General features: G+C 55.6%; 16 protein-coding genes and 1 rRNA gene (1 of these 17 running past the window's edge). 5 read left to right on the top strand and 12 right to left on the bottom strand.

Features of this window, described 5'->3' with window-relative positions:
* Nucleotides 1-388: ribosomal RNA gene (locus tag V5T82_RS07045) — 16S ribosomal RNA — on the bottom strand (it extends 1,108 nt beyond the left edge of the window).
* Between the two features lie 606 nt (nucleotides 389-994).
* Here V5T82_RS07045 and V5T82_RS07040 point away from each other — a divergent pair.
* A complete protein-coding gene (locus tag V5T82_RS07040) occupies nucleotides 995-2,404 on the top strand; it encodes a M23 family metallopeptidase (protein ID WP_332894906.1) in 1,410 nt (469 codons plus the stop codon).
* Between the two features lie 43 nt (nucleotides 2,405-2,447).
* Complete coding sequence (locus V5T82_RS07035; protein ID WP_332894905.1) at nucleotides 2,448-2,819, top strand: hemerythrin domain-containing protein; 372 nt, start codon at nucleotides 2,448-2,450, stop codon at nucleotides 2,817-2,819.
* Here the strand turns inward: V5T82_RS07035 and V5T82_RS07030 are convergent.
* The gene (locus V5T82_RS07030) at nucleotides 2,760-3,845 is read right to left on the bottom strand and encodes a M48 family metallopeptidase (protein ID WP_332894904.1); all 1,086 of its coding nucleotides are present in this window, start codon (nucleotides 3,843-3,845) and stop codon (nucleotides 2,760-2,762) included. The genes V5T82_RS07035 and V5T82_RS07030 overlap by 60 nt on opposite strands.
* The gene (locus V5T82_RS07025) at nucleotides 3,820-4,938 is read right to left on the bottom strand and encodes a YjgN family protein (protein ID WP_332894903.1); all 1,119 of its coding nucleotides are present in this window, start codon (nucleotides 4,936-4,938) and stop codon (nucleotides 3,820-3,822) included. The genes V5T82_RS07030 and V5T82_RS07025 overlap by 26 nt, the downstream gene beginning before the upstream one ends.
* A 147-nt stretch (nucleotides 4,939-5,085) precedes the next feature.
* On the opposite strand from V5T82_RS07025, the gene V5T82_RS07020 reads away from it, so the two are divergent.
* Nucleotides 5,086-5,874: an alpha/beta fold hydrolase gene (locus V5T82_RS07020; protein WP_332894902.1), complete on the top strand. Its 789-nt coding sequence runs from the start codon at nucleotides 5,086-5,088 to the stop codon at nucleotides 5,872-5,874.
* A 163-nt stretch (nucleotides 5,875-6,037) separates the two neighbouring features.
* Nucleotides 6,038-6,328, top strand: a complete 291-nt coding sequence (locus tag V5T82_RS07015; RefSeq protein WP_332894901.1) for a hypothetical protein — start codon at nucleotides 6,038-6,040, stop codon at nucleotides 6,326-6,328.
* Nucleotides 6,329-6,337: 9 nt separating this feature from the next.
* Here V5T82_RS07015 and V5T82_RS07010 read toward each other — a convergent pair whose 3' ends face one another.
* Together V5T82_RS07010 and clpB are read right to left on the bottom strand one after the other, a co-directional pair.
* Entirely contained in the window at nucleotides 6,338-7,075 is a 738-nt protein-coding gene (locus V5T82_RS07010) for a UPF0149 family protein (RefSeq protein ID WP_332894900.1), read from the bottom strand.
* A 23-nt stretch (nucleotides 7,076-7,098) separates the two neighbouring features.
* Nucleotides 7,099-9,699, bottom strand: coding sequence for an ATP-dependent chaperone ClpB (gene clpB, locus V5T82_RS07005; RefSeq protein WP_332894899.1), 2,601 nt, complete (start codon nucleotides 9,697-9,699; stop codon nucleotides 7,099-7,101).
* Nucleotides 9,700-9,875: 176 nt separating this feature from the next.
* On the opposite strand from clpB, the gene V5T82_RS07000 reads away from it, so the two are divergent.
* Nucleotides 9,876-10,631: an MOSC domain-containing protein gene (locus tag V5T82_RS07000; protein ID WP_332894898.1), complete on the top strand. Its 756-nt coding sequence runs from the start codon at nucleotides 9,876-9,878 to the stop codon at nucleotides 10,629-10,631.
* Nucleotides 10,632-10,691: 60 nt separating this feature from the next.
* On the opposite strand, the gene V5T82_RS06995 is transcribed toward V5T82_RS07000, so the two are convergent.
* The 7 genes from V5T82_RS06995 to ptsP form a co-directional block, all read right to left on the bottom strand.
* Complete coding sequence (locus V5T82_RS06995; RefSeq protein WP_332894897.1) at nucleotides 10,692-11,252, bottom strand: DUF4167 domain-containing protein; 561 nt, start codon at nucleotides 11,250-11,252, stop codon at nucleotides 10,692-10,694.
* Nucleotides 11,253-11,507: 255 nt separating this feature from the next.
* Nucleotides 11,508-12,389: a peptide chain release factor N(5)-glutamine methyltransferase gene (gene prmC, locus V5T82_RS06990; RefSeq protein WP_332894896.1), complete on the bottom strand. Its 882-nt coding sequence runs from the start codon at nucleotides 12,387-12,389 to the stop codon at nucleotides 11,508-11,510.
* Nucleotides 12,386-13,456 (bottom strand): peptide chain release factor 1, encoded by a 1,071-nt coding sequence (prfA, locus tag V5T82_RS06985; RefSeq protein ID WP_332894895.1) that lies wholly within the window; start codon nucleotides 13,454-13,456, stop codon nucleotides 12,386-12,388. Before prfA ends, prmC begins: the two co-directional genes overlap by 4 nt.
* Nucleotides 13,453-14,694 carry a glutamyl-tRNA reductase gene (hemA, locus tag V5T82_RS06980; protein WP_332894894.1) on the bottom strand — a complete coding sequence of 414 codons (1,242 nt, stop codon included), beginning with the start codon at nucleotides 14,692-14,694 and terminating at the stop codon, nucleotides 13,453-13,455. The genes prfA and hemA overlap by 4 nt, the downstream gene beginning before the upstream one ends.
* Before the next feature lie 32 nt (nucleotides 14,695-14,726).
* Nucleotides 14,727-15,965 (bottom strand): flavodoxin-dependent (E)-4-hydroxy-3-methylbut-2-enyl-diphosphate synthase, encoded by a 1,239-nt coding sequence (gene ispG / locus V5T82_RS06975; RefSeq protein WP_332894893.1) that lies wholly within the window; start codon nucleotides 15,963-15,965, stop codon nucleotides 14,727-14,729.
* 51 nt (nucleotides 15,966-16,016) lie between these two features.
* Nucleotides 16,017-17,195 (bottom strand): helix-turn-helix domain-containing protein, encoded by a 1,179-nt coding sequence (locus V5T82_RS06970; RefSeq protein ID WP_332894892.1) that lies wholly within the window; start codon nucleotides 17,193-17,195, stop codon nucleotides 16,017-16,019.
* Between the two features lie 105 nt (nucleotides 17,196-17,300).
* A complete protein-coding gene (gene ptsP, locus V5T82_RS06965; protein WP_332894891.1) occupies nucleotides 17,301-19,571 on the bottom strand; it encodes a phosphoenolpyruvate--protein phosphotransferase in 2,271 nt (756 codons plus the stop codon).
* Nucleotides 19,572-19,594 lie beyond the last annotated feature (23 nt).

The following is a 19,594-nucleotide window of genomic DNA, read 5'->3' as shown; positions in this document are numbered from 1 at the left end:
ACTCACGCGGCATTGCTGGATCAGGGTTGCCCCCATTGTCCAATATTCCCCACTGCTGCCTCCCGTAGGAGTCTGGACCGTGTCTCAGTTCCAGTGTGACTGATCATCCTCTCAGACCAGCTACTGATCGTAGCCTTGGTAAGCCATTACCTTACCAACTAGCTAATCAGACGCGGGACCATCAAAAAGCGATAAATCTTTCCCCCGAAGGGATTATGCGGTATTAGCCTTCGTTTCCAAAGGTTATCCCCCACTTCTTGGCAGGTTCCCACGTGTTACTCACCCGTGCGCCACTCTACTAACTCCCGAAGGAGCGTTCTCGTTCGACTTGCATGTGTTAGGCATGCCGCCAGCGTTCGTTCTGAGCCAGGATCAAACTCTCAAGTTGACTTTGTTCATTCAGACCAAAAGATCCGAATAACAAAAGGAGCCATTCCATATATCTCATATATTACAAACGTTAACATGAGAAATACACAGAGCTTAAAACAAAGGGGGCGAACCCTCATTTAAACCCAATCAGCGCCTAAAGCCAAAAGGGTCGAGTCAAAAGCGACTGCGGAATGGTCCAAAATTTAAGCCGAAACCTAAACAACCGCCGCCTGCGCATCTCTTCCAAACATCAACAATGTCAAAGAACAATGTCCCGGCAATATCGCTACCACCGCAAAGCCAAACCCGAAAGTTTAGGGACAAAAAACCGCGACCAACTCAATGCCCCGTTGCCGGTGCCGTGTTTGTCGCGACGGAGGGGTTTTTAGCCCTAGCCCCGACCCAAGTCAAACCCTTTTTTGAATTTTTTTTGAACGGCAATGAACTTTTAAGAAAATGGCGGATATGCTTGATTTTTGAAGGCTAATTTGGCAATAACAAACCTGGATGCGGGTGCGGAACAAAATCATAACTTTCCGCTTTGTGAATTTTTTAATTCAGCGTCGCATCCCAATAAGAGTGGTGACTTCCACCCATGCTCTCTTTAGGAGATAAGAAGCGTATGATGTTGAGGGGAATGACCGTTGCGGCGGTCTTGATTACGGGTGCATATACATATGCACAATTGAACGATGACGCAGGAAGCGCGCTGGCGCCTGCTGCACAAGCGTCTTCGGCGCCTACCTCCGTTCCTTATACACCAATGCGCATGGCGAAAGCGCCGCTGTCGGTCGGCAACCCCGTCACGGCCAGCGCCATCGACAAACTGCAAGACACCCGCGTCGCCGCCCTGGCGACGGCAATCCCCGAAGCGAAACCAGAACCGGCCCCTCAAGTTGTTGAGCCGCAGGTCTACAAAACCGCCATCAAAATCAAATCGGGCGACACCCTATCCAAAGCCTTGCGCCGCGCAGGTGCGAAGCCTTCTGACGCCGAAACGGCGATCCGTGCACTCAAAGGTCATTTTGATCCGCGCAATTTGAAGGCCGGGCAAAAGGTTTATATCAGTTACAGCCCGACGCTGGACCAAGACGCAGATGCATTTGTCGGCTTTGAATTGGAATTGGATTACGCCACACGCCTCAGCGTCGCCCCTGCCCCGGAAGGTGGGTTTGAAGCGCATGAGATTGAGCGCAACCTCATCACCGAACATGTCCGCGCCGAAGGCGTGATTGACTGGAGCCTGTTTAAGGCCGGGTCCGACGCCGGTGTGCCGGCCTCGACCATGGCTGAAATGGTGCGTGCCTTTTCCTGGGATGTGGACTTCCAACGCGACATCCGCAAAAACGACCGTTTCGAAATCATGTTTGAACAAAAACATGATGAAGACGGCAAGGTCGTGCACAACGGCAAGATCGTCTACGCTGCTTTGGAGCTTTCAGGGGATCGCAAGCCGATCTTTCTGCACACGCTGAAAGACGGCAAAACGGATTACTTTAACGACAAGGGTCAAAGTGCCAAGAAAGCTTTGATGCGCACCCCCATTGATGGAGCCCGTCTGTCATCACACTTCGGCAAACGCCGCCATCCGATTTTGGGCTACACCAAGAAACATATCGGCACCGATTTTGCCGCACCGCCGGGCACACCGATTTACGCAGCCGGTGACGGCGTTGTTGATTTTGCCGCTTGGAAAGGTGGGTATGGGAAATATATCCGTATCCGCCACAACTCCGAATACTCAACAGCGTACGCGCACATGCGGGCGTTCAAGCGTGGCATGGGCAAAGGCAAGCGCGTCAAGCAGGGCCAAGTGATCGGCTATGTCGGCACGACTGGCCGTTCGACCGGCCCGCATCTGCACTACGAAATCATGCGCCGCGGTGTAAAGGTCAATCCCATGCGCATCAAGATGCCGTCCGGCAAAAAGCTTAAGGGACAAGAGTTGGCGCGATTCCAAGACAGCCGCGAACGGCTCATGGTCCAATGGGCAAGCCTGAAGACACCAGGACCGGAATTGGCACAGCGCTAAACAGGGCCTCGGTCGTAGCAGCAAAAACATCACGTACACACACGTGAAAAGTGCTTCGGAAGAATTCACCGGCGCCGCACGCGAAACCACCGATGCGGCAAGTGAGCTGTCCAAACAATCGGAGAATCTCCGCGGCGAAGTCAGTCATGTCTTGACGGAAATCCGCGCTGATAACGGTCAGACGGAACTCTACAAGTGGGATGAAAGCATTGCCACGGGTGTCGATAAAATCGACCGTGAACACAAAGAGTGCAAGGACGATATGAACACCTTCCACAGCATGATGCTCAGCGGTGAAGGCGACGGCAGCTCAATAAAGAACAAAAGGGTCCGTTGGCCGACCCTTTTTTATGCCTTACTCACAGATGGACTGAAAGTCTTTCCATTGTGTGGGGCTCAAAAGTTCAATGCGTGACGGCAGAGCGGACTGGGCCAGTTTTGCACGTTTGTCGCTGGGTGGGTGGGTTGACATAAACGCAGGCAAACCAAACCCTGCTTTGGCTTCTTGGCTATGAAGGCGTTCGAAAAACGCCGCGAACCCCTGCGTGCTGATACCGGCATCGCGAAGCGTGCGCACGGCCTGTTCGTCAGCAGCCGCCTCTGCTTCGCGGGTATAGGACGCCCCCACGACAAAGCCCGACAAGCTTCCCATGGAACTGCCACCGAACATCATATCGGACAAAACACCAAGCCCGGCTTGATGGACCAAACCGTGCAAGGAATGACGCAGGTCCACGTGCGCCATTTCATGGGCCAAGACACCCGCGATCTCTTCCGGGGTTTCGGCTTTTTCCAACAAGCCTTTGAACAAAAAGATATGCCCCCCTGGCAAGGCAATCGCGTTGGACATATCCACATTGAGAACCTTGACCCGATACGGGAACGATCCGTCCGTGTGGTTCGCCAAAGTATCGGTCATGCGGCCCAAGGCGGTTGAGCCTTGAGGCTTGTCGCAAAGCGGTTTGTCCTTGGCGCTCGCGACCATATCGACAATCGCCTTTGAGCTACCATCGCCGAGCCGAACTTCGACCGACGGCGGAACTATAGCCACAATCCCTTTCGTGATAACCGGAATGGCAAAATAAACCCCAGCGATGACGGCAATGGTGCTCACCACAGCCAAGAGCATGCCCCGGCGCAGCCTTTTTTGGCGGGTCATGATATTGGGAGCCAGGGCAAGCAAAACATCAAACGCGCGGGGGTCGTTCAATGACAAACGGGCTTCGCTGCCTTTTTTGGCAACCCGCACCCAATCTTTGGAGCGATCGCCAAGTTCAAGATCCGTCAACGCCCATGTATCCAAAACAGAGCCGTTTTCGGAAATGAGGATCAGAGCCGTCCCACTGATCTGCACACTCACATTGTGGGCGACAGCTTGGCGGCCATCGTAGTATCTGGCCGCAAAAGAAACCGGATCAGATTGCGCCGACATCGAAGGCATCCGCCAATCCTTCTCCACGTGTGGGTTTGCCGATTTCACTTTGCAGCAAATCTGAGAAATCACCGTCGCCGGATAAACCAACACGGTTCTCCACGTAGTTCAAGTACCGCCGATACACAAATGGAGAGGCTAAGCCTAAACTGAACAACAAGATCAGGAAATTCCCTACGCTCAAGCGCATAAAACCGCCACCCGTAATCGCACTCGTCACATCGTGATTGATGAAACGCGTACTTGAGACAAAGTGGTCGTAAGCTTTCCCCCTATACCAAAAAAACCATCCGACAACCGTCAAGATAATCCCAACGTATCCAATCGGGGCCAGAACACTGGCAAAGAGCGGCAAGATAAACATCATGCCAAACAACAACAAAAACAGCCCCCCAATGGATAATGCGCCCAAGAACCAAGCCTTAAGGAAAGGACCATAGAGTGCGCTGACTTGAGGTTGAAACTCCGGCTGCTGATCGCCAATCCACGTATGGTTCATTTCATACGACCTTAACCAGACACTACACACGGGCCATATCAGACCTGCCGTGAGCCCGACTAAAAAATAACAACCTATGGCGATCAAGCCATAGTGAACAGCCGAACCACTTTGATTGCCGTAAATTCCGCGCCAATGCGTTCTGGTTAAGCGGTATCGCCTCGCGCGATACCAGGCTGCACCGACCAAAAAAATGATGACGATCGTTTGCACGGAACTGACCGTGACTCTCACCACTTCATTATCCGCATACACCACATCTATGAAGCTGATAAACAAAAAGAACGGTAACAAGATCACGATGAACACAAACAAAAACCCAAAGAACAGCTCTTTGCCCGTGCCTGTGTACTCCAGCCGGTCCCCCATGATCTCCACATGGCCCCATAGGTATTGGCGCAACCGCGTCTTGCCCCAGAACCGATAAATCCCCAACGTTACAATTGTCAGCGCAAAATTGGTCAGCACGATTTTAAACATCGGCCCCAGTTCGGTGTGGTTTTTGATTAAGGGGCGCGATTGCGGCACGGGGCTCGCCTGCGTCACGGCATCTGTAACTTGTGGGTTCTCGGTGTCGTCCGTGGTGGTCTCTATATCGCTCATGGTGCCCCCCGGCATCGTCAAAGGTACAAAACAATCTGTGTTTGTATATTAGCAAATCCCGCGACTATAGCAATCAAACACAAGTGCCTTGCGTTTTGAAACGTATTGCCTACTTTTCTTCAGATGTTTTGAAAAAGGACCACCCCCATGCACACCGCCACCCCCGTTGAATTGTCGTTTCAAGAGCTTGGCCAAGGAGATCCCTTGCTGATCTTACATGGCCTGTTCGGCTCCAAACGCAACTGGGGCGCGATTGCGAAAAAGCTCAGCCAGCATCACCGGGTGATCAGTTTGGATTTACGCAATCACGGCGACAGCCCGTGGGTGGACGGCATGAACTATCAAGACTTGGCCGCCGACGTCGCGGCCTTCATCAAACGCCATGCCTTGGGCGCGTGCACCGTCATGGGCCATTCCATGGGTGGCAAGACGGCGATGATTTTGGCACTGACCCATCCCGAATTGGTCAAGCGCATGATCGTCGTCGACATGGCCCCGGTGGAGCGTGAAACGGGATTTAACGCCTACATCGAAGCCATGGCCAACGTGCCCTTGGCCGAATGCGACAGCCGTGCGGATGTGGAGGCGCACATCGAAGACGTGGTCCGCGACAAAATGGTGCGCACCTTCTTGGTTCAAAACGTGGTGCGGGGTGAAAATGGCTTTGAGTGGCGCATCAATTTAGCCGCGCTCGACGCAGGCATGGACGACATCGCCGACTTCCCCGAACCCCAAGGTTGTCACAGCTATAAAGGTCCGGTGCAATTCGTTGCAGGCGCGGCGTCCGATTACGTCCAGCCCCACCACATCACCGAGATTGAACGCCTGTTCCCCAAAGCCCAAGTGGCCCACATTCCCGGTGCCGGACATTGGCTTCATGCCGAAGCGCCGGAGCTGTTCCTGCGTGAAGTGACTGACTTTTTGCAGCGAAACTAAACCACAGCCTGCCTCTGTTTTTTGCATACAACTTCAATGCGTTAAGTTATTTGTATGATGTAGTCTGAACGGTTTAGCTGCATAACTCCGCGCGCGTATTTACGATCGTTCTCATATTTGAGACCCTCAACATCGGGCATAGACACTGTTGAGGGACGAGACGGTGCAATCGAATCACATCATCAACGCCATGCATTTCATTGCGGCGCACGAATACGACAAGGCCATCAGCCTTTGGCGCATGTACATGCGGTTTCGTCATCACTGCACGACGCATTGTATCGGTTTGGGCTTGGAGCCCTCGACCGAGATGTGCGGGCATTGCCTGTGCGACAATCTTCGCACCACCGCCGAAGATCAAAACGAAGACCTCGGCCGCCACCGCAATGCTTACGTGAAATGTTCCGGTGAGTTGGACGCCTGGCTCGACAAGCAGAGAAAGCCTGCCGCTTAGGGTCTGAGCCTAGTCTGGCACGCCTTCCGTCTGCTTGGCTTCTTCCATGCGTTTGGCTTGATCGTTTGGCAAGCAGCACTCTTCGTACGTCTTCCCAGAACCACACGCACATGGCTCGGTGCGGGCCGAATGAATTTCCACATTGCGCATGGACACGGGGATAGAGATCCCGGCTTCTTGTTTTGCGCCGTAAAGCAACAGCACGGCTTCGGCGAATAAATCCGGTGCCATCAGCAACATCTTGTCGCCCATGCTCTCGGCTTCCTCGCGCTCGTCAGCGGGCAGCTTGGCGTGGGCGCAAAGTTTTTTGAGCGTCTCGACACCTTCTTTGGCGTCAATCCCGCCGACGCCGCCCTCTTCGCCGACTTTGTCCCAACCGTCCGGCTGCATCGCCATGGCGCGGCCAAAGCCGTTGGCCCATTCGGCCCAGTCCACTTCGTCATCTTCGTTGTAGTTGTAGAGCGGATGAATGAAGCCCTGATAGACGTCAAACAGCACATGGCGAAAGCGCGTGGTGACCACACCGTTTAGGCTTTCCAGCTCTTCCTCATCATCCACGCTCAGACCAGCCTTGCCCCAAACCTCGGGAACCCAGGCGGCGGGCAGGATCGGCTCGGGACTGGAAATCACACCGGCAATAAAGCCGTCCAGCTCACTCATGGTCATGGCGTCGTCGGACACCATGTCCGAATGCAACAACGCGTACAAAAGCTCCAAATATTCCGTCTGATCGGCTTGCTGGTTCATGTGTTTCCCGTTCTTATCTTCTTTTAGGCCGCCCAATCGGCCACGTCTTCACCGTTGATGGTGAGACCTTTGTCACTGGCCGACACACGCACCGCATCCCCATCCTTCACCTTGCCCTCCAAGATCATACCCGCGAGGGGGTTTTGCAGGGCTCTTTGGATAACACGTTTTAGGGGGCGAGCGCCATAGATGGGATCGTACCCCTGGTCTGCCAGCCAGGCCCGTGCGGCTTCGTCCATGTCCATGGTGATCTTTTTGTCGTCCAACAGTTTGAACAGGCGCGCCAACTGGATGTCCACAATGCCGTCCATGTGTTCGCGGAACAGGCGGTGGAACAAGATGACTTCGTCCAGGCGGTTCAAAAATTCCGGGCGGAAGTTGGCGCGCACGATGTCCATGACCGGCTCGCGCAACTCCGCACTGTCGTGGCCGTCTTCTTGGTTCGCGAGGATTTCTCCGCCCAGGTTCGACGTCAACACGATGAGCGTGTTGCGGAAATCCACCGTGCGCCCCTGCCCGTCGGTCAAACGGCCGTCGTCCAGGACTTGCAGCATGACGTTAAACACATCCGGGTGGGCTTTTTCCACCTCGTCAAACAAGATGACTTGATACGGGCGACGGCGCACGGCTTCGGTAAGCGCGCCGCCTTCGTCATAGCCCACGTAGCCCGGCGGTGCACCGATCAAACGTGCGACGGCGTGTTTTTCCATATATTCAGACATATCGATGCGCAGCAGCGCACTTTCGTCGTCGAACAGGAATTCCGCCAAAGCTTTGGTGAGCTCGGTTTTACCGACACCCGTGGGACCTAAGAACAGGAACGAGCCGATGGGGCGGTTTTGGTCTTGCAGGCCCGCACGTGCACGGCGCACGGCGTTGGCGACAGACTTCAGCGCCTCTTCCTGCCCAATCACGCGACCGCGCAGGCCGTCTTCCATATGCACCAGTTTGTCGCGCTCAGACTCGAGCATCTTATCGACGGGAATGCCGGTCCAGCGCGACACCACTTGGGCGATGTGGCTGTCGGTCACGGCTTCTTCAAGCATGCGGTGGCTCTCCGCATCTTCCGACGCGGTGAGCTGCTGTTCCAGCGCCGGGATGTCTTCGTATTGAAGTTTGCCGACCTCTTCATACTTGCCTTCGCGCATGGCGCGTTCCAGCTCCATGCGGGCGTGGTCCAGTTTCTCTTTGAGGTTTGTGGCTCCGGCGAGGGCGTTTTTCTCGCTCTCCCACTCCGCCGTCAATTCAGCGGCGTCAGATTCCAGCTTATCAAGTTCCGCTTCCAACACGACCATACGGTCTTTGGAGGCATCATCTTCTTCTTTTTTGATGGCTTCGCGTTCGATCTTCAGCTGGATGACTTTGCGGTCCAGCTCGTCCAATTCGTCCGGTTTGGAATCCACCTGCATACGCAGACGCGACCCAGCTTCGTCCATCAAGTCGATGGCTTTGTCCGGCAAGAACCGGTCCGTGATGTAGCGGTTGGATAAGGTTGCTGCAGAAATCAGCGCCCCGTCGTGGATGCGCACACCATGGTGCAGTTCGTACTTATCCTTAATGCCGCGCAGAATGGAAATCGTGTCTTCCACCGTAGGTTCGGACACGAACACAGGCTGGAAGCGGCGCGCGAGGGCTGCGTCTTTTTCCACGTGTTTGCGGTATTCGTCCAGGGTCGTCGCACCGACACAGTGCAATTCACCGCGCGCCAAGGCAGGCTTGATCAGGTTGGACGCATCCATGGAGCCTTCGGCAGCCCCCGCGCCCACCAACGTGTGCATTTCATCAATAAACAAAATGATCTGGCCTGCAGCGGCTTCCACGTCTTTCAAGACAGCCTTTAAGCGTTCTTCAAATTCGCCCCGGAACTTCGCCCCCGCCACCAGCGCACCTAAGTCCAAGACCATCAGCGTTTTCGTTTTCAGGTTTTCCGGCACGTCGCCTTGCACGATGCGATGCGCCAAGCCTTCGATAATGGCGGTTTTACCCACGCCGGGCTCACCAATCAAAACCGGATTGTTTTTGGTGCGGCGGCTGAGCACTTGGATGGTGCGGCGGATTTCTTCGTCGCGCCCAATGACGGGATCGATTTTGCCTTCGGCGGCGGCTGCAGTCAGATCGCGGGCATACTTTTTCAGCGCGTCGTACTGGTCTTCCGCCGTCGCCGTATCAGCCGTGCGGCCCTTGCGAATGTTTTCGATGGCACCGTTGAGACGTTGCGGCGTGACGCCTGCGTCTTCGGTCAAGATTTTTTGGGCATCGGTTCCCGCAGCCAAAGCCAGCGCGAGCAGGACTTTTTCCACAGTGACAAAACTGTCGCCGGATTTTTCCGCGACCTGTTCGGCCTGTTCCATGACCCGTGAGAGTTCTTGAGACAAATACAGCTGCCCTGCGCCCGATCCTTCGACCTTGGGCAGAGCTTTCAGAGCTTTTTCAGAAGCCTTCAGGGCTTTTTTTGCATTGCCGCCTGCAGCCTCGATCAAGTTGGCACACAGGCCCTCTTTATCTTCGAGCAAAACGTGCAACATGTGCACGGGCAACAGGTGTTGGTGTGAGCGGCGCGTGGCCAAGGTTTGCGCAGACTGCATAAACCCCTTGGCGCGTTCGGAGTACTTTTCAAAATCCATAGGTCCACATCCCTTGTTGGCGACAACCGTTTGTGGTCCCAAAATCAGTGGCAACCAGAACTGGTCTCGCGGTTTGCGGTGACAAAATGTCTGTCTTTGCAATGATATGTCGCATTATCTGTACCTCGCAAGCCCAGCTGTGATTAAATATGGCATCTTTTGGGAAGGAGATGCAGATGCGCTTGGATAGAATTCTACGTTACCCCATCAAAAGTTTGTCGGTTGAAAGCCTCACGCACGCCGACCTCACCCCTGGTCAAGGTCTGCCGTATGACCGCAAGTGGGCCCTGGCCCGCCCGGACGGGGAAGCGGCCAACAATACAGACTGGCATCCCAAATCGAACTTCTTGGTCTTGGCCCGCGATTACGACATCGCCCAGGTCAAATCCCATTTTGATGAACTGAGCGGGCGCTTGAGCTTCGAAGCCCCCAACGAACTACACGGCGAAGGCTTGTTAAGCACCGAACAAGGACGCGCCGCCATTGCAGGCGGCATCGCCAAGCACTTAGGGCTGGACGACAGCGGCACCCCCATTTTGGTTGAAGCCAAAGACATCGGTTACTTCGACACCACCGAAGGCCCGGTGTCATTGCTGAACATGGCGTCCGTGCGCGACTTGGAAAAAGTCATGGGCCAAAACATCGACCCGGTGCGCTTTCGCATGAACTTAATCTTGGAAGACCTGGAGCCCTGGACCGAACGCGATTGGGTCGGCAAGCGGATCAAAATCGGTGACGTCATCCTGGACGTCAGCCAAGACACAGGCCGCTGCATCGCCACGCACATCAACCCCGACAGCGGCGAAAAAGACGCCAAGGTCCTGCACGCGCTGAAAGACAACTTCGGTCACACCAATATGGGGATTTATGCCAAGGTTGTCGAAGGCGGCACGATCCGCCCTGGGGATTGCGTGAACCTTTTGGACACATAGCACAACAAAAAGCCCTCGGTTTGATCCGAGGGCTTTTTCATAAATGCGAGCGAAGAACGGTTACGCGTTGACCACTTCAGCTTCGTCCTTGGACTCGGGCTTTTCTTCGGAAACGTTGAGCACTTCCACATCGGCCTCTGCGGGCTCGGACGCGGCTGGTGCTTCGCTTTGCGACTTTTGCGCTTCTTCGTTAGCAGCGGCAGCTTCGGCAGCCAATGTGGCTTCATTTTTCTGCTGTTGTGGGCGACCACGACGACCACGCGGCTTGCGTTCTTGACGTTCGGGGCGCTCTTGACGCTCTTGTCTGTCGGTGTTGCGCTCATTTTGACCGTCATCTTGATCAGAGGCTTTTTTCTCGCCCTTGTTTTGATCTTGGTCTTGGTCAACGTTGACGATGCGATAGTAGTGCTCGGCAAACTGCAAATAAGCTTCGGCCTTCACACGGTCACCGCCCGACTGACAGTCGCGCGCCAGCTGCAGGTATTTATCCAAAACCTGCTGTGCGGTACCCCGAACTTTTACGTCGGGACCGTTGCTTTCGAAGGTCTGATTGCGATTAGAGCGACGGCCACTATTGTTGCCGCGGCCTCTAGAACGTCGTTGGTTTGAACCTTGTTTCATTTGTCTATTTTTTTGTTGTGCTGAAAACGAATAATCCGGCCACACTGCGGGCTTTAACGAAACCATTGCTCGACGATTTTTATCGCAGGACTTAACGGTAACGGCGGAAAGGTTGGATGAATTTCGTTCGGCATCTTTTACAATGAATAATGCGGGAACGCGGCCTCATCCGGCCATTTGTTGATTTAACCCTAGTCTGAATGCGGGCGGTTTCCAACCCTTTTTTTTCCCTTATTTCCGCTCAAGTCCGGAAAATCAGGATTTTCGGGCAATCACAGCCCGCTCAATGCCGCCTAAGTCTTTGCGTTTGTCCAACAGCTTATAGCCTGCATCGGTCAATAGAGACGCGACATCGTCTGCTTGATCGATTCCCACCTCAAAGCAAATCCACCCGCCGGGGACCAAAAGCCGCTGCAACCCCGCAACAATTGCGCGGTATGCATCCAGCCCGTCGTCCCCTCCCGCCAAGGCCGACAAGGGTTCATAATCTTTGACGTCCACGTCTAAGCGCGCAATGTCGTTAGCGGGGATATAGGGCGGATTGGACACGACAACATCAAAGGGCTCGTTCCAGGCGTCTGTCCAACCCGGTTTCGTCCAATCGCCCGTCGCCAGCGTCGAACGATCGGCAAAGCCCAATTGATCGGCGTTCTCTTGTGCCACTGCCAATGCATCCGCACTGGCGTCGATGGCAAATCCCTGAGCCTTTTCCCAATGGGACAACAAAGCCATAATGATACAGCCCGTTCCTGTCCCCAAATCCAATATACGATTGGGAGCAACGTCAACATGATCAATCAGGGCTTCGATCAAGGTTTCCGTATCGGGGCGCGGTGTCAGCGTGGCCGAGGTCACTTTGAACGGCATCGACCAAAACTCTCGCTCGCCCATAATTTGTGACATGGGCTCACACCGGCACCGCCGCTCCAAACCATTCGTGAGCTTGTCCGCCTGTTCATCGGTGAGGATATTGTCACGGTCCGCCAACACTCGTTCCGGGCCGCCGCCTAAGACAAAGCCCAGCAATAGGCGGGCTTCGACAACAGGATTTTCAATGCCCGCCCCTTCCAAAATGAGCGAGCCCGCACGTTGCGCCGTGCCAACGCTGAAACCGGAAAAGGACGGTAAGCTGTTCATGCCAGCTCCGCCAAGCGTGCGGCTTGATCTTCGGCAGTGAGTGCGTCCACCAGCTCTAGCAAGTCACCTTCCAAAACACGATCGAGCTTGTGCAGGGTCAAGTTGATGCGATGGTCCGTGATGCGGCCCTGAGGGTAATTGTAAGTGCGAATGCGTTCCGAACGATCACCCGAACCCACTTGGCCTTTACGCGAGTCGGCGCGTTCTTTGTCGATTTGTTGACGCTGATGATCGTAAAGTTTCGCGCGCAGCATGGTCATGGCTTTTTCTTTATTTTTGTGCTGCGAACGGCCGTCTTGGCACTGCACCACAATACCGGACGGTTCGTGCACGATGCGCACGGCACTGTCGGTAGTATTAACGTGCTGACCGCCTGCCCCTTGGGCGCGGTAGGTATCGATGCGCAAGTCTTCGGTACGCACTTGAATGTCGACGTCTTCGGCTTCGGGCAGAACGGCAACGGTGGCGGCGGATGTGTGAATGCGCCCGCCCGATTCCGTTTCCGGCACACGCTGCACCCGGTGCACACCACTTTCAAACTTGAGCTTTGCGAACACAGCCTTGCCGGAAATTTCCGCCGTAGCTTCTTTGTAGCCGCCAATGCCGGTTTCGTTTGCCTCCATCAGCGCAAACTTCCAGCCTTGCGTCTCGGCAAAGCGCTGATACATGCGCATGAGGTCGGCGGCAAACAAAGCGGCTTCATCCCCGCCTGTGCCCGCGCGCACTTCCAAAATCGCGTTTTTGTCGTCGGCTTCATCTTTGGGCAACAACAGCACTTGGACTTGGCGTTCCAAATCCGGCAACTGGCCTTTCAGCTCGAGCACTTCGGCTTGGGCAAGCTCACGCATTTCCACGTCGTCACCCGCGTCCGCCAACAAGCTTTCGGCACCGTCCAAATCTTCACGTACTTTGTCCAAGGTCGTGATGGCTTCGACGATGGGGCTCAGGTCTGCGTATTCCTTCGACATCTTTTGGAAGTCGTCAGCGCCCAAGTCACCCGTGGACATTAACGCGCTCAGTTCCGCATGGCGGTCTTGAACACGTTTTAGGTTTTCTTCAAGGCTCACGTTTTGCCCTCTTCATCATCGTTGAGATTGAACAGACGCTCCATAGCGAATTCCAACCGGGCCCAGGCTGCTTCATCATCGGCGGCAATGCGGCGCATGGCTTGTGACGGATCGTGCAGCAAGCGCTTCACCAACAGGCGGGTGGCTTTTTCCGCATCGCCGCCGGCGTCTTGCAAAGCTTGCTCTTGTGCGCGTTCAAACTTGGCGCGCAACCGGGTCAGTGCCGGAACGGCGGCGCGTTCGGCGCGCGACTTGGTAAAGCGTTCGACTTCTTCTGAAATAATTTGATCGGCACGCGCGGCCTCTTGTTCCCGCCCGGCGCGGCCTTGCAGAGCAACCTGTTCCAAATCGCCCAGGCCATAAACAAATGCATCGTCTAAGGTTTCGACGTCGGTTTCGACGTCGCCCGGCACGCCTGCGTCCACGATGAACATGGGCTTGTAGCGCCGCGCCTTCAGGGCGGCTTTCACGGGGGCTTTTGCCAGACTAAAGCGGCGCGTTCCCACCGCACACAAAACGATTTCGCTGTCCGCCAGCAACTGTTCGAAGTTTTCAAAGTCCGCAATATGTGCGCCCAAATCACGAGCCAAAGCATCGGCCCGGCCTTGGCGGGGGTGCGTAACCGTCAACGACGCAATGCCCAAATCCTGTAGATCGCGGGCAATCATTTCGCCCATATCGCCCGTGCCGATCAACAGCACCCGGCACTTGGACAAATCACCAAAGAGATCGCGCGAAATTTGTACGGCGCTCGCCGCCATGCTGACGGGCCCTTCGCCAATTTTGGTTTCGGTGCGCACGCGTTTGGCCGCAGCGTAAGACGCCTGCATCCAGGTTTCCAACTCGGCGCGCACGTGATCCGTCTCGGTGGCTTGGCGGTGGGCGTGTTTGACTTGGCCCAGAACTTGGGGCTCGCCCACCATGAGGCTATCCAACGACGCGGTGACACGGAACATGTGTTCCACCGCTTTTTCATCGGTCAGCGTATAGGTCTGTTCTTGCAATTCCTCAAGCGTGCACTCCCCTTCGCGCGCCAGGGTTTCCAACACGTTTTTTTGGAAAGCCGGCAAATCTTGGGCAATGCCCAGCGCTTCGACCCGGTCACACGTGGACAGTAAGATCACTTGTCCCAGGCCTAAGTCCGAAAGGTCTTCCAAAATGGCGGGCACGCGGTGATCTTCGACGAAGATTCGGTCGCGCATCATCATGGTCGAGGAACGATGGTTCGCTCCAACCACAATCGGCCGTCCTTTAGGAAGTTCAGTTTCGCTCATGCCTCACCATAACGCTTTTCGACGTACTCTTCGACCATCTGTTGGAATTGCCCCGCCAGATCGCCCCCTTTCAACGTCGTCACCTTTTCCCCGTCAATGAAAACAGGGGCAGACGGGGCTTCGCCGGTGCCGGGCAGCGAGATCCCGATGTTGGCCTGTTTGCTTTCGCCGGGGCCATTGACGATGCAGCCCATGACAGCGACGCCCATTTCCTCCACACCGGGGTAGCTTTCGCGCCATTTGGGCATGCGTTCGCGGATGTAGCCCTGAATGTCTTGGGCGAGTTCTTGAAACAAGGTCGAGGTGGTGCGCCCACAGCCGGGGCACGCGATGACTTGCGGGGTGAAGCTGCGCAGATGCAGGCTTTGCAGAATGTCTTGGGACACGCGCACTTCGCGGTCCCGCGCGGCGCCCGGTTCCGGCGTTAAGGACACCCGGATGGTATCGCCAACGCCTTCTGACAACAAAACCGACAGGGCCGCTGTTGACCCCACGACACCCTTGTCACCCATGCCCGCCTCTGTCAGGCCCAAGTGCAGGGCATAGTCCGAGCGCCGGGCCAATTCACGGTAAAGATTGATCAGCTCCGGCGCTTCGCTGACTTTGCACGAAATGACGATGCGATCTTTGGCGAGCCCCAATTCTTCCGCTCGCACCGCACTGTCGAGCGCCGAACGCACCAGTGCTTCGCGGGTGACGTCTTCGGGCGGCAATGGATTTGCAAGCTTAGCATTTTCATCCATCAAGGATTGGGCAAGCTCTTGATCCAAACTGCCCCAGTTCACACCGATGCGCACGGCTTTATCCATTTTTGCGGCCAGTTCGATCATGGCGCTGAACTGCTGGTCGCGTTTTTCACGAAAGCCAACGTTACCCGGGTTGATGCGAAACTTCGCCAAAGCCTCGGCACACGCCGGATTGTCCACCAACAATTTGTGCCCGATGTAGTGAAAGTCGCCCACCAACGGCACGTTGATGCCTTGGGCTAACAGTTTTTCGCGAATGTGGGGCACGGCCTTGGCCGCTTCGTCCCGGTCCACGGTCATGCGCACCAGTTCTGATCCCGCCAAGGCCAGCTCGGCCACCTGTTTGACCGTGGCGTCAATGTCGGCGGTGTCAGTATTGGTCATGGACTGCACAACGATGGGGTTGTCGCCACCCACCATCACGCCGCCAATATTCACGGCGATTGTGGTGTGTCGTTTATACAGAGCCTGGGGGGAGCTGGCGGACATGGTGCAATTCCTGAAATAAAGTCAAAACCGAAAGCAAGCAAAGACGCGCTGCTATTGCTCAGCTTTAACGGTGGCTTTCAGAGTGTCGGCATCCAATTCGACGTTGCGTTTGACTTCACCGGTGTGCCCCAAGGGCGGCAACAATTTTCCATCAATCCAAAGTTCCAACTCACCCGCATTGCCGGTCATCAACTCCAGGCCGGAGCGGTTGGGGACTTGGTACTCTTCACCCTTGGACAGTAAACGCATGAACAGCAAACGGTCCGAAACCGTGTCACGCACCGAAATCCAGCTGTTGGACTTGCCACGTAACGTAATGCGGCTAGGGCCAACGTTTTCGCGTTCAACAGGTGTAACGGAAACGGGGTCAGCTGCCGGTTCAATTTTTTCTGCAATGGGTCCGGGCTCAGGCGTTGCCACGTCCACAGCCTCGACGGCGGCTTCGGTTTCTTCTGATGCCTCTACAGCGACCTCTTCCACCTCTTCGGTGGCTTGTTCGACATCGTTTTCAGCTTTCTCGACAACGGGTTCAACCGCTTCCTCTACAGCTTCAGCAACGTCTTCGACTTTTTCCTCAACGGGCGCAGGCGTGTCTTCGACAACCTCTTCAGCCGCCTCTTCTACGGCCTCTTCAACCGGTTGTGCGACTTCTTCGACAGCTTCCTCAACCTCTTTAGCGACATTTTCGACAGCGTCTTCGACTTCGCCCATAGCCTCTTTGGCTTGTTCTTCGACGGGCTGAACCACAGGCTTGTCCACTGTGTCGGCGGCCAAGTGCTCTGGAACGGCTTCAACCCGGGCAACTTCGACTTCGTTTTGTGACGAGCTCCAATACCATCCGCCATAGGCCACTGCGGCAATGATGACGCCCAGCCCCAAAACGGCACCGCCTGGAACCCCGCCTTCGGAAATCGGTTTGGGGAAGCTCAGATCATTTTTATTGGTGACGCCGGACACTTCGTCTTTGTAACGGCGGACCATTTCTTCGCCGTCCATATGCAGATGTTCGGCAAAACTGCGTACAAAGCCGATGGCATACGTCGTGCCCGGCAAATCTTCGTGACGCGAGTCTTCCAGAGCTTCTAAGTATTTCTGGCTGATGCGCAGCCCCCGGGCCACATCCGCAATGTTCAGCCCGGCGCGTTCGCGGGCTTGGCGCAGCGTATCGCCGACACGTTCAGAAGTGGTGGTTTGCTCAGTTTCGGAAGATGTGGTTTGGCTGTCACTCACGCAGAGAATCCTTAAAGCAAGTCAGGTGCTGCTTGGGCACCGTCAGATGTCCCGTATTCTGCCCGAAGCACCGGAAATTGCAAGGATTTGAAGGCTTGAAAGCCTCTAAACCTTGATGTCGTGATCCAAAGCGAAGGCGCGCAGCCTTGTGCGAATGGACACATGCGGCATAGACAGCACCGAATGAACGAATTGCGCCACCTGGCGGTCGTTCATGGAGCGAATCATTTCCTTCACCGGACCAATCGCGGGCGGCGACATGGACAGGCGCCTAAACCCTATACCGATCAGGGCCATGGCTTCCAACGGACGGCCTGCGGCTTCGCCGCAAATGCTGATGGGCACGCCCGCCTGATCACAGCGATCGCGCAAGTTTTTCAAAAAGCCCAGAGCGAACGGCGACAAGATGTCGTAACGATCCGAAACGTGCGGATTGCCCCGGTCCACGGCGTACAGGAACTGCATTAAGTCGTTGGAGCCGATGGAAATAAAGTCCACGCGCGGGATCAGCTTGTCCATTTGCAGCGCCAACGCCGGAACTTCCAGCATTACGCCTGCGTAAACGTTCTCCGGCAAAATGCCGCCGCGCTCTTTTTCGCGTTCCAATTCGCGCTGAAGCAGCTTTTTCGCCTCATCAAACTCTTCGACCTCGGCGACCATGGGGAACATAACGCGAATGTCGCGGCCTTTGGCGGCGCGAATCAGCGCGCGCAGCTGTTGGCGCAAAATCGCCGGGCGATCCAAACAAATGCGAATAGCACGCCAACCCATGGCCGGGTTTTCTTCGTCCAGCTCATCCCAATAGGGCAGAACCTTATCGCCACCCACGTCAACAGTGCGAAACACCACGGGTTTTCCATTGGCCCGGTCCAAGACCTTTTCATAAAGTTGGCGCTGTGCATCCACATCGGGGAATTGGGCGCGCACCATGAAGGGCACTTCGGTACGATATAGGCCAACACCGTCCGCGCCGACCTCTTCGATTTGTTCAAAGTCGAACAAAAGGCCTGCATTGATGTTGAGGCTCACTTCCGTGCCGTCTTTAGTCACAGCGGGAAGATCGCGATATTCCGCATAACGCGCCTTGACGGTTTCCAACTGCTTGCGCGTTTCGTGAAACGCTTGCTGCACGTCTTCACCGGGGCGCACCAACACTTGGTTATTGCCGCCGTCGACAATCAAGGTTTCGCCTTGATCCACCTTGGACAAAATATCGCGCACTTGCCCCATCACGGGGATATCCAGCGCACGGGCAACAATGGCGACGTGAGACGTGGCGGAGCCTTCTTCCAACACAAGACCGCGCAGGCGCGTGTGATCGTATTCCAACAGCTCGGCCGGGCCCATGTTGCGAGCGACCAAGATCATATGTTCGGGAAGTTCTTCATCCACACCGGCTTTGCCCATCAAGTGCTGGATCAAACGGTTGGACAGGTCATCAAGGTCGTGGATGCGTTCGCGCAGATACGGATCCGTCGCCGCGCCCAAGCGCGCACGCATTTCATTTTTGACCTTCATCACTGCGGCTTCCGCCGTCAGGCCGGAATTCACGGCTTCTTCGGTTTTGCGCAGCCAGCCTGCGTCTTCGGCGACCAAACGAAAGGCCTCCAAGACGTCTTCGTGCTCACCGCCATCAACAGCGGATAGCGGGCTTTGGCTCAAGAGCGTATCGAGATGGCCCAGCATAGACGCAAACGCTTCGCGCAGGCGTTCCATCTCCACTTCCGGGTCTTCGGCAACCAGATCACCAATGTCGAAGTGGGGTTCGTGCAGCACGGCTTTACCAATGCCGAGGCCTCCGGAATACACCGTACCTTCCATACGCAGCGGCTTGAGCGCAATACCGTCCGCGGGCAAAAATTCGTGACGCCCGATGAGCTCCCCGCCGACGACCAGTTCGGCCACCACCATGGCAACGGTTTGCAGGGTTTCGGTTTCTTCTTCGGCGTAGTTACGCTCGACCTTGTTTTGCACAGACAAAACGCCAATGACGCGCCCGGCCCGTAAAATCGGCACCCCCAAGAACGAATGGAATTCTTCTTCCGCCATTTCCGGACGGAACGCAAAACTGGGGTGCGCTTGAGCGGCGGACAAAGACAAAGGATTGGCGTGTGCGGCGATATCACCGATCAGCCCTTCACCAAAGCGCAGGCGCGTCACGTGAACAGCTTCGGCGCTCAAACCTTGGGTCGAGAACAGCTCCAACACATCGCCTGCGCGACGCACATAGATGGAACACACCTCGGCCACCATATCGGCGGCGATAATGGCTGTGATTTCGTCCAAGCGGGACTGTGCGGTGCCTTCTTCCGCCATCACATCGCGTACACGGGCTAACAGCCTTCGTGGCGCATTGCTATGTGTGGCCGAGTTCATGACCAGCTCCCGCTTAAAGTTTC

The organism is Magnetovibrio sp. PR-2 (assembly GCF_036689815.1).
Classification (GTDB): Bacteria; Pseudomonadota; Alphaproteobacteria; order Rhodospirillales; family Magnetovibrionaceae; genus Magnetovibrio.
The sequence above is the reverse complement of the archived record's forward strand: the minus strand, read 5'-3'. Positions and strand labels throughout refer to the sequence as shown.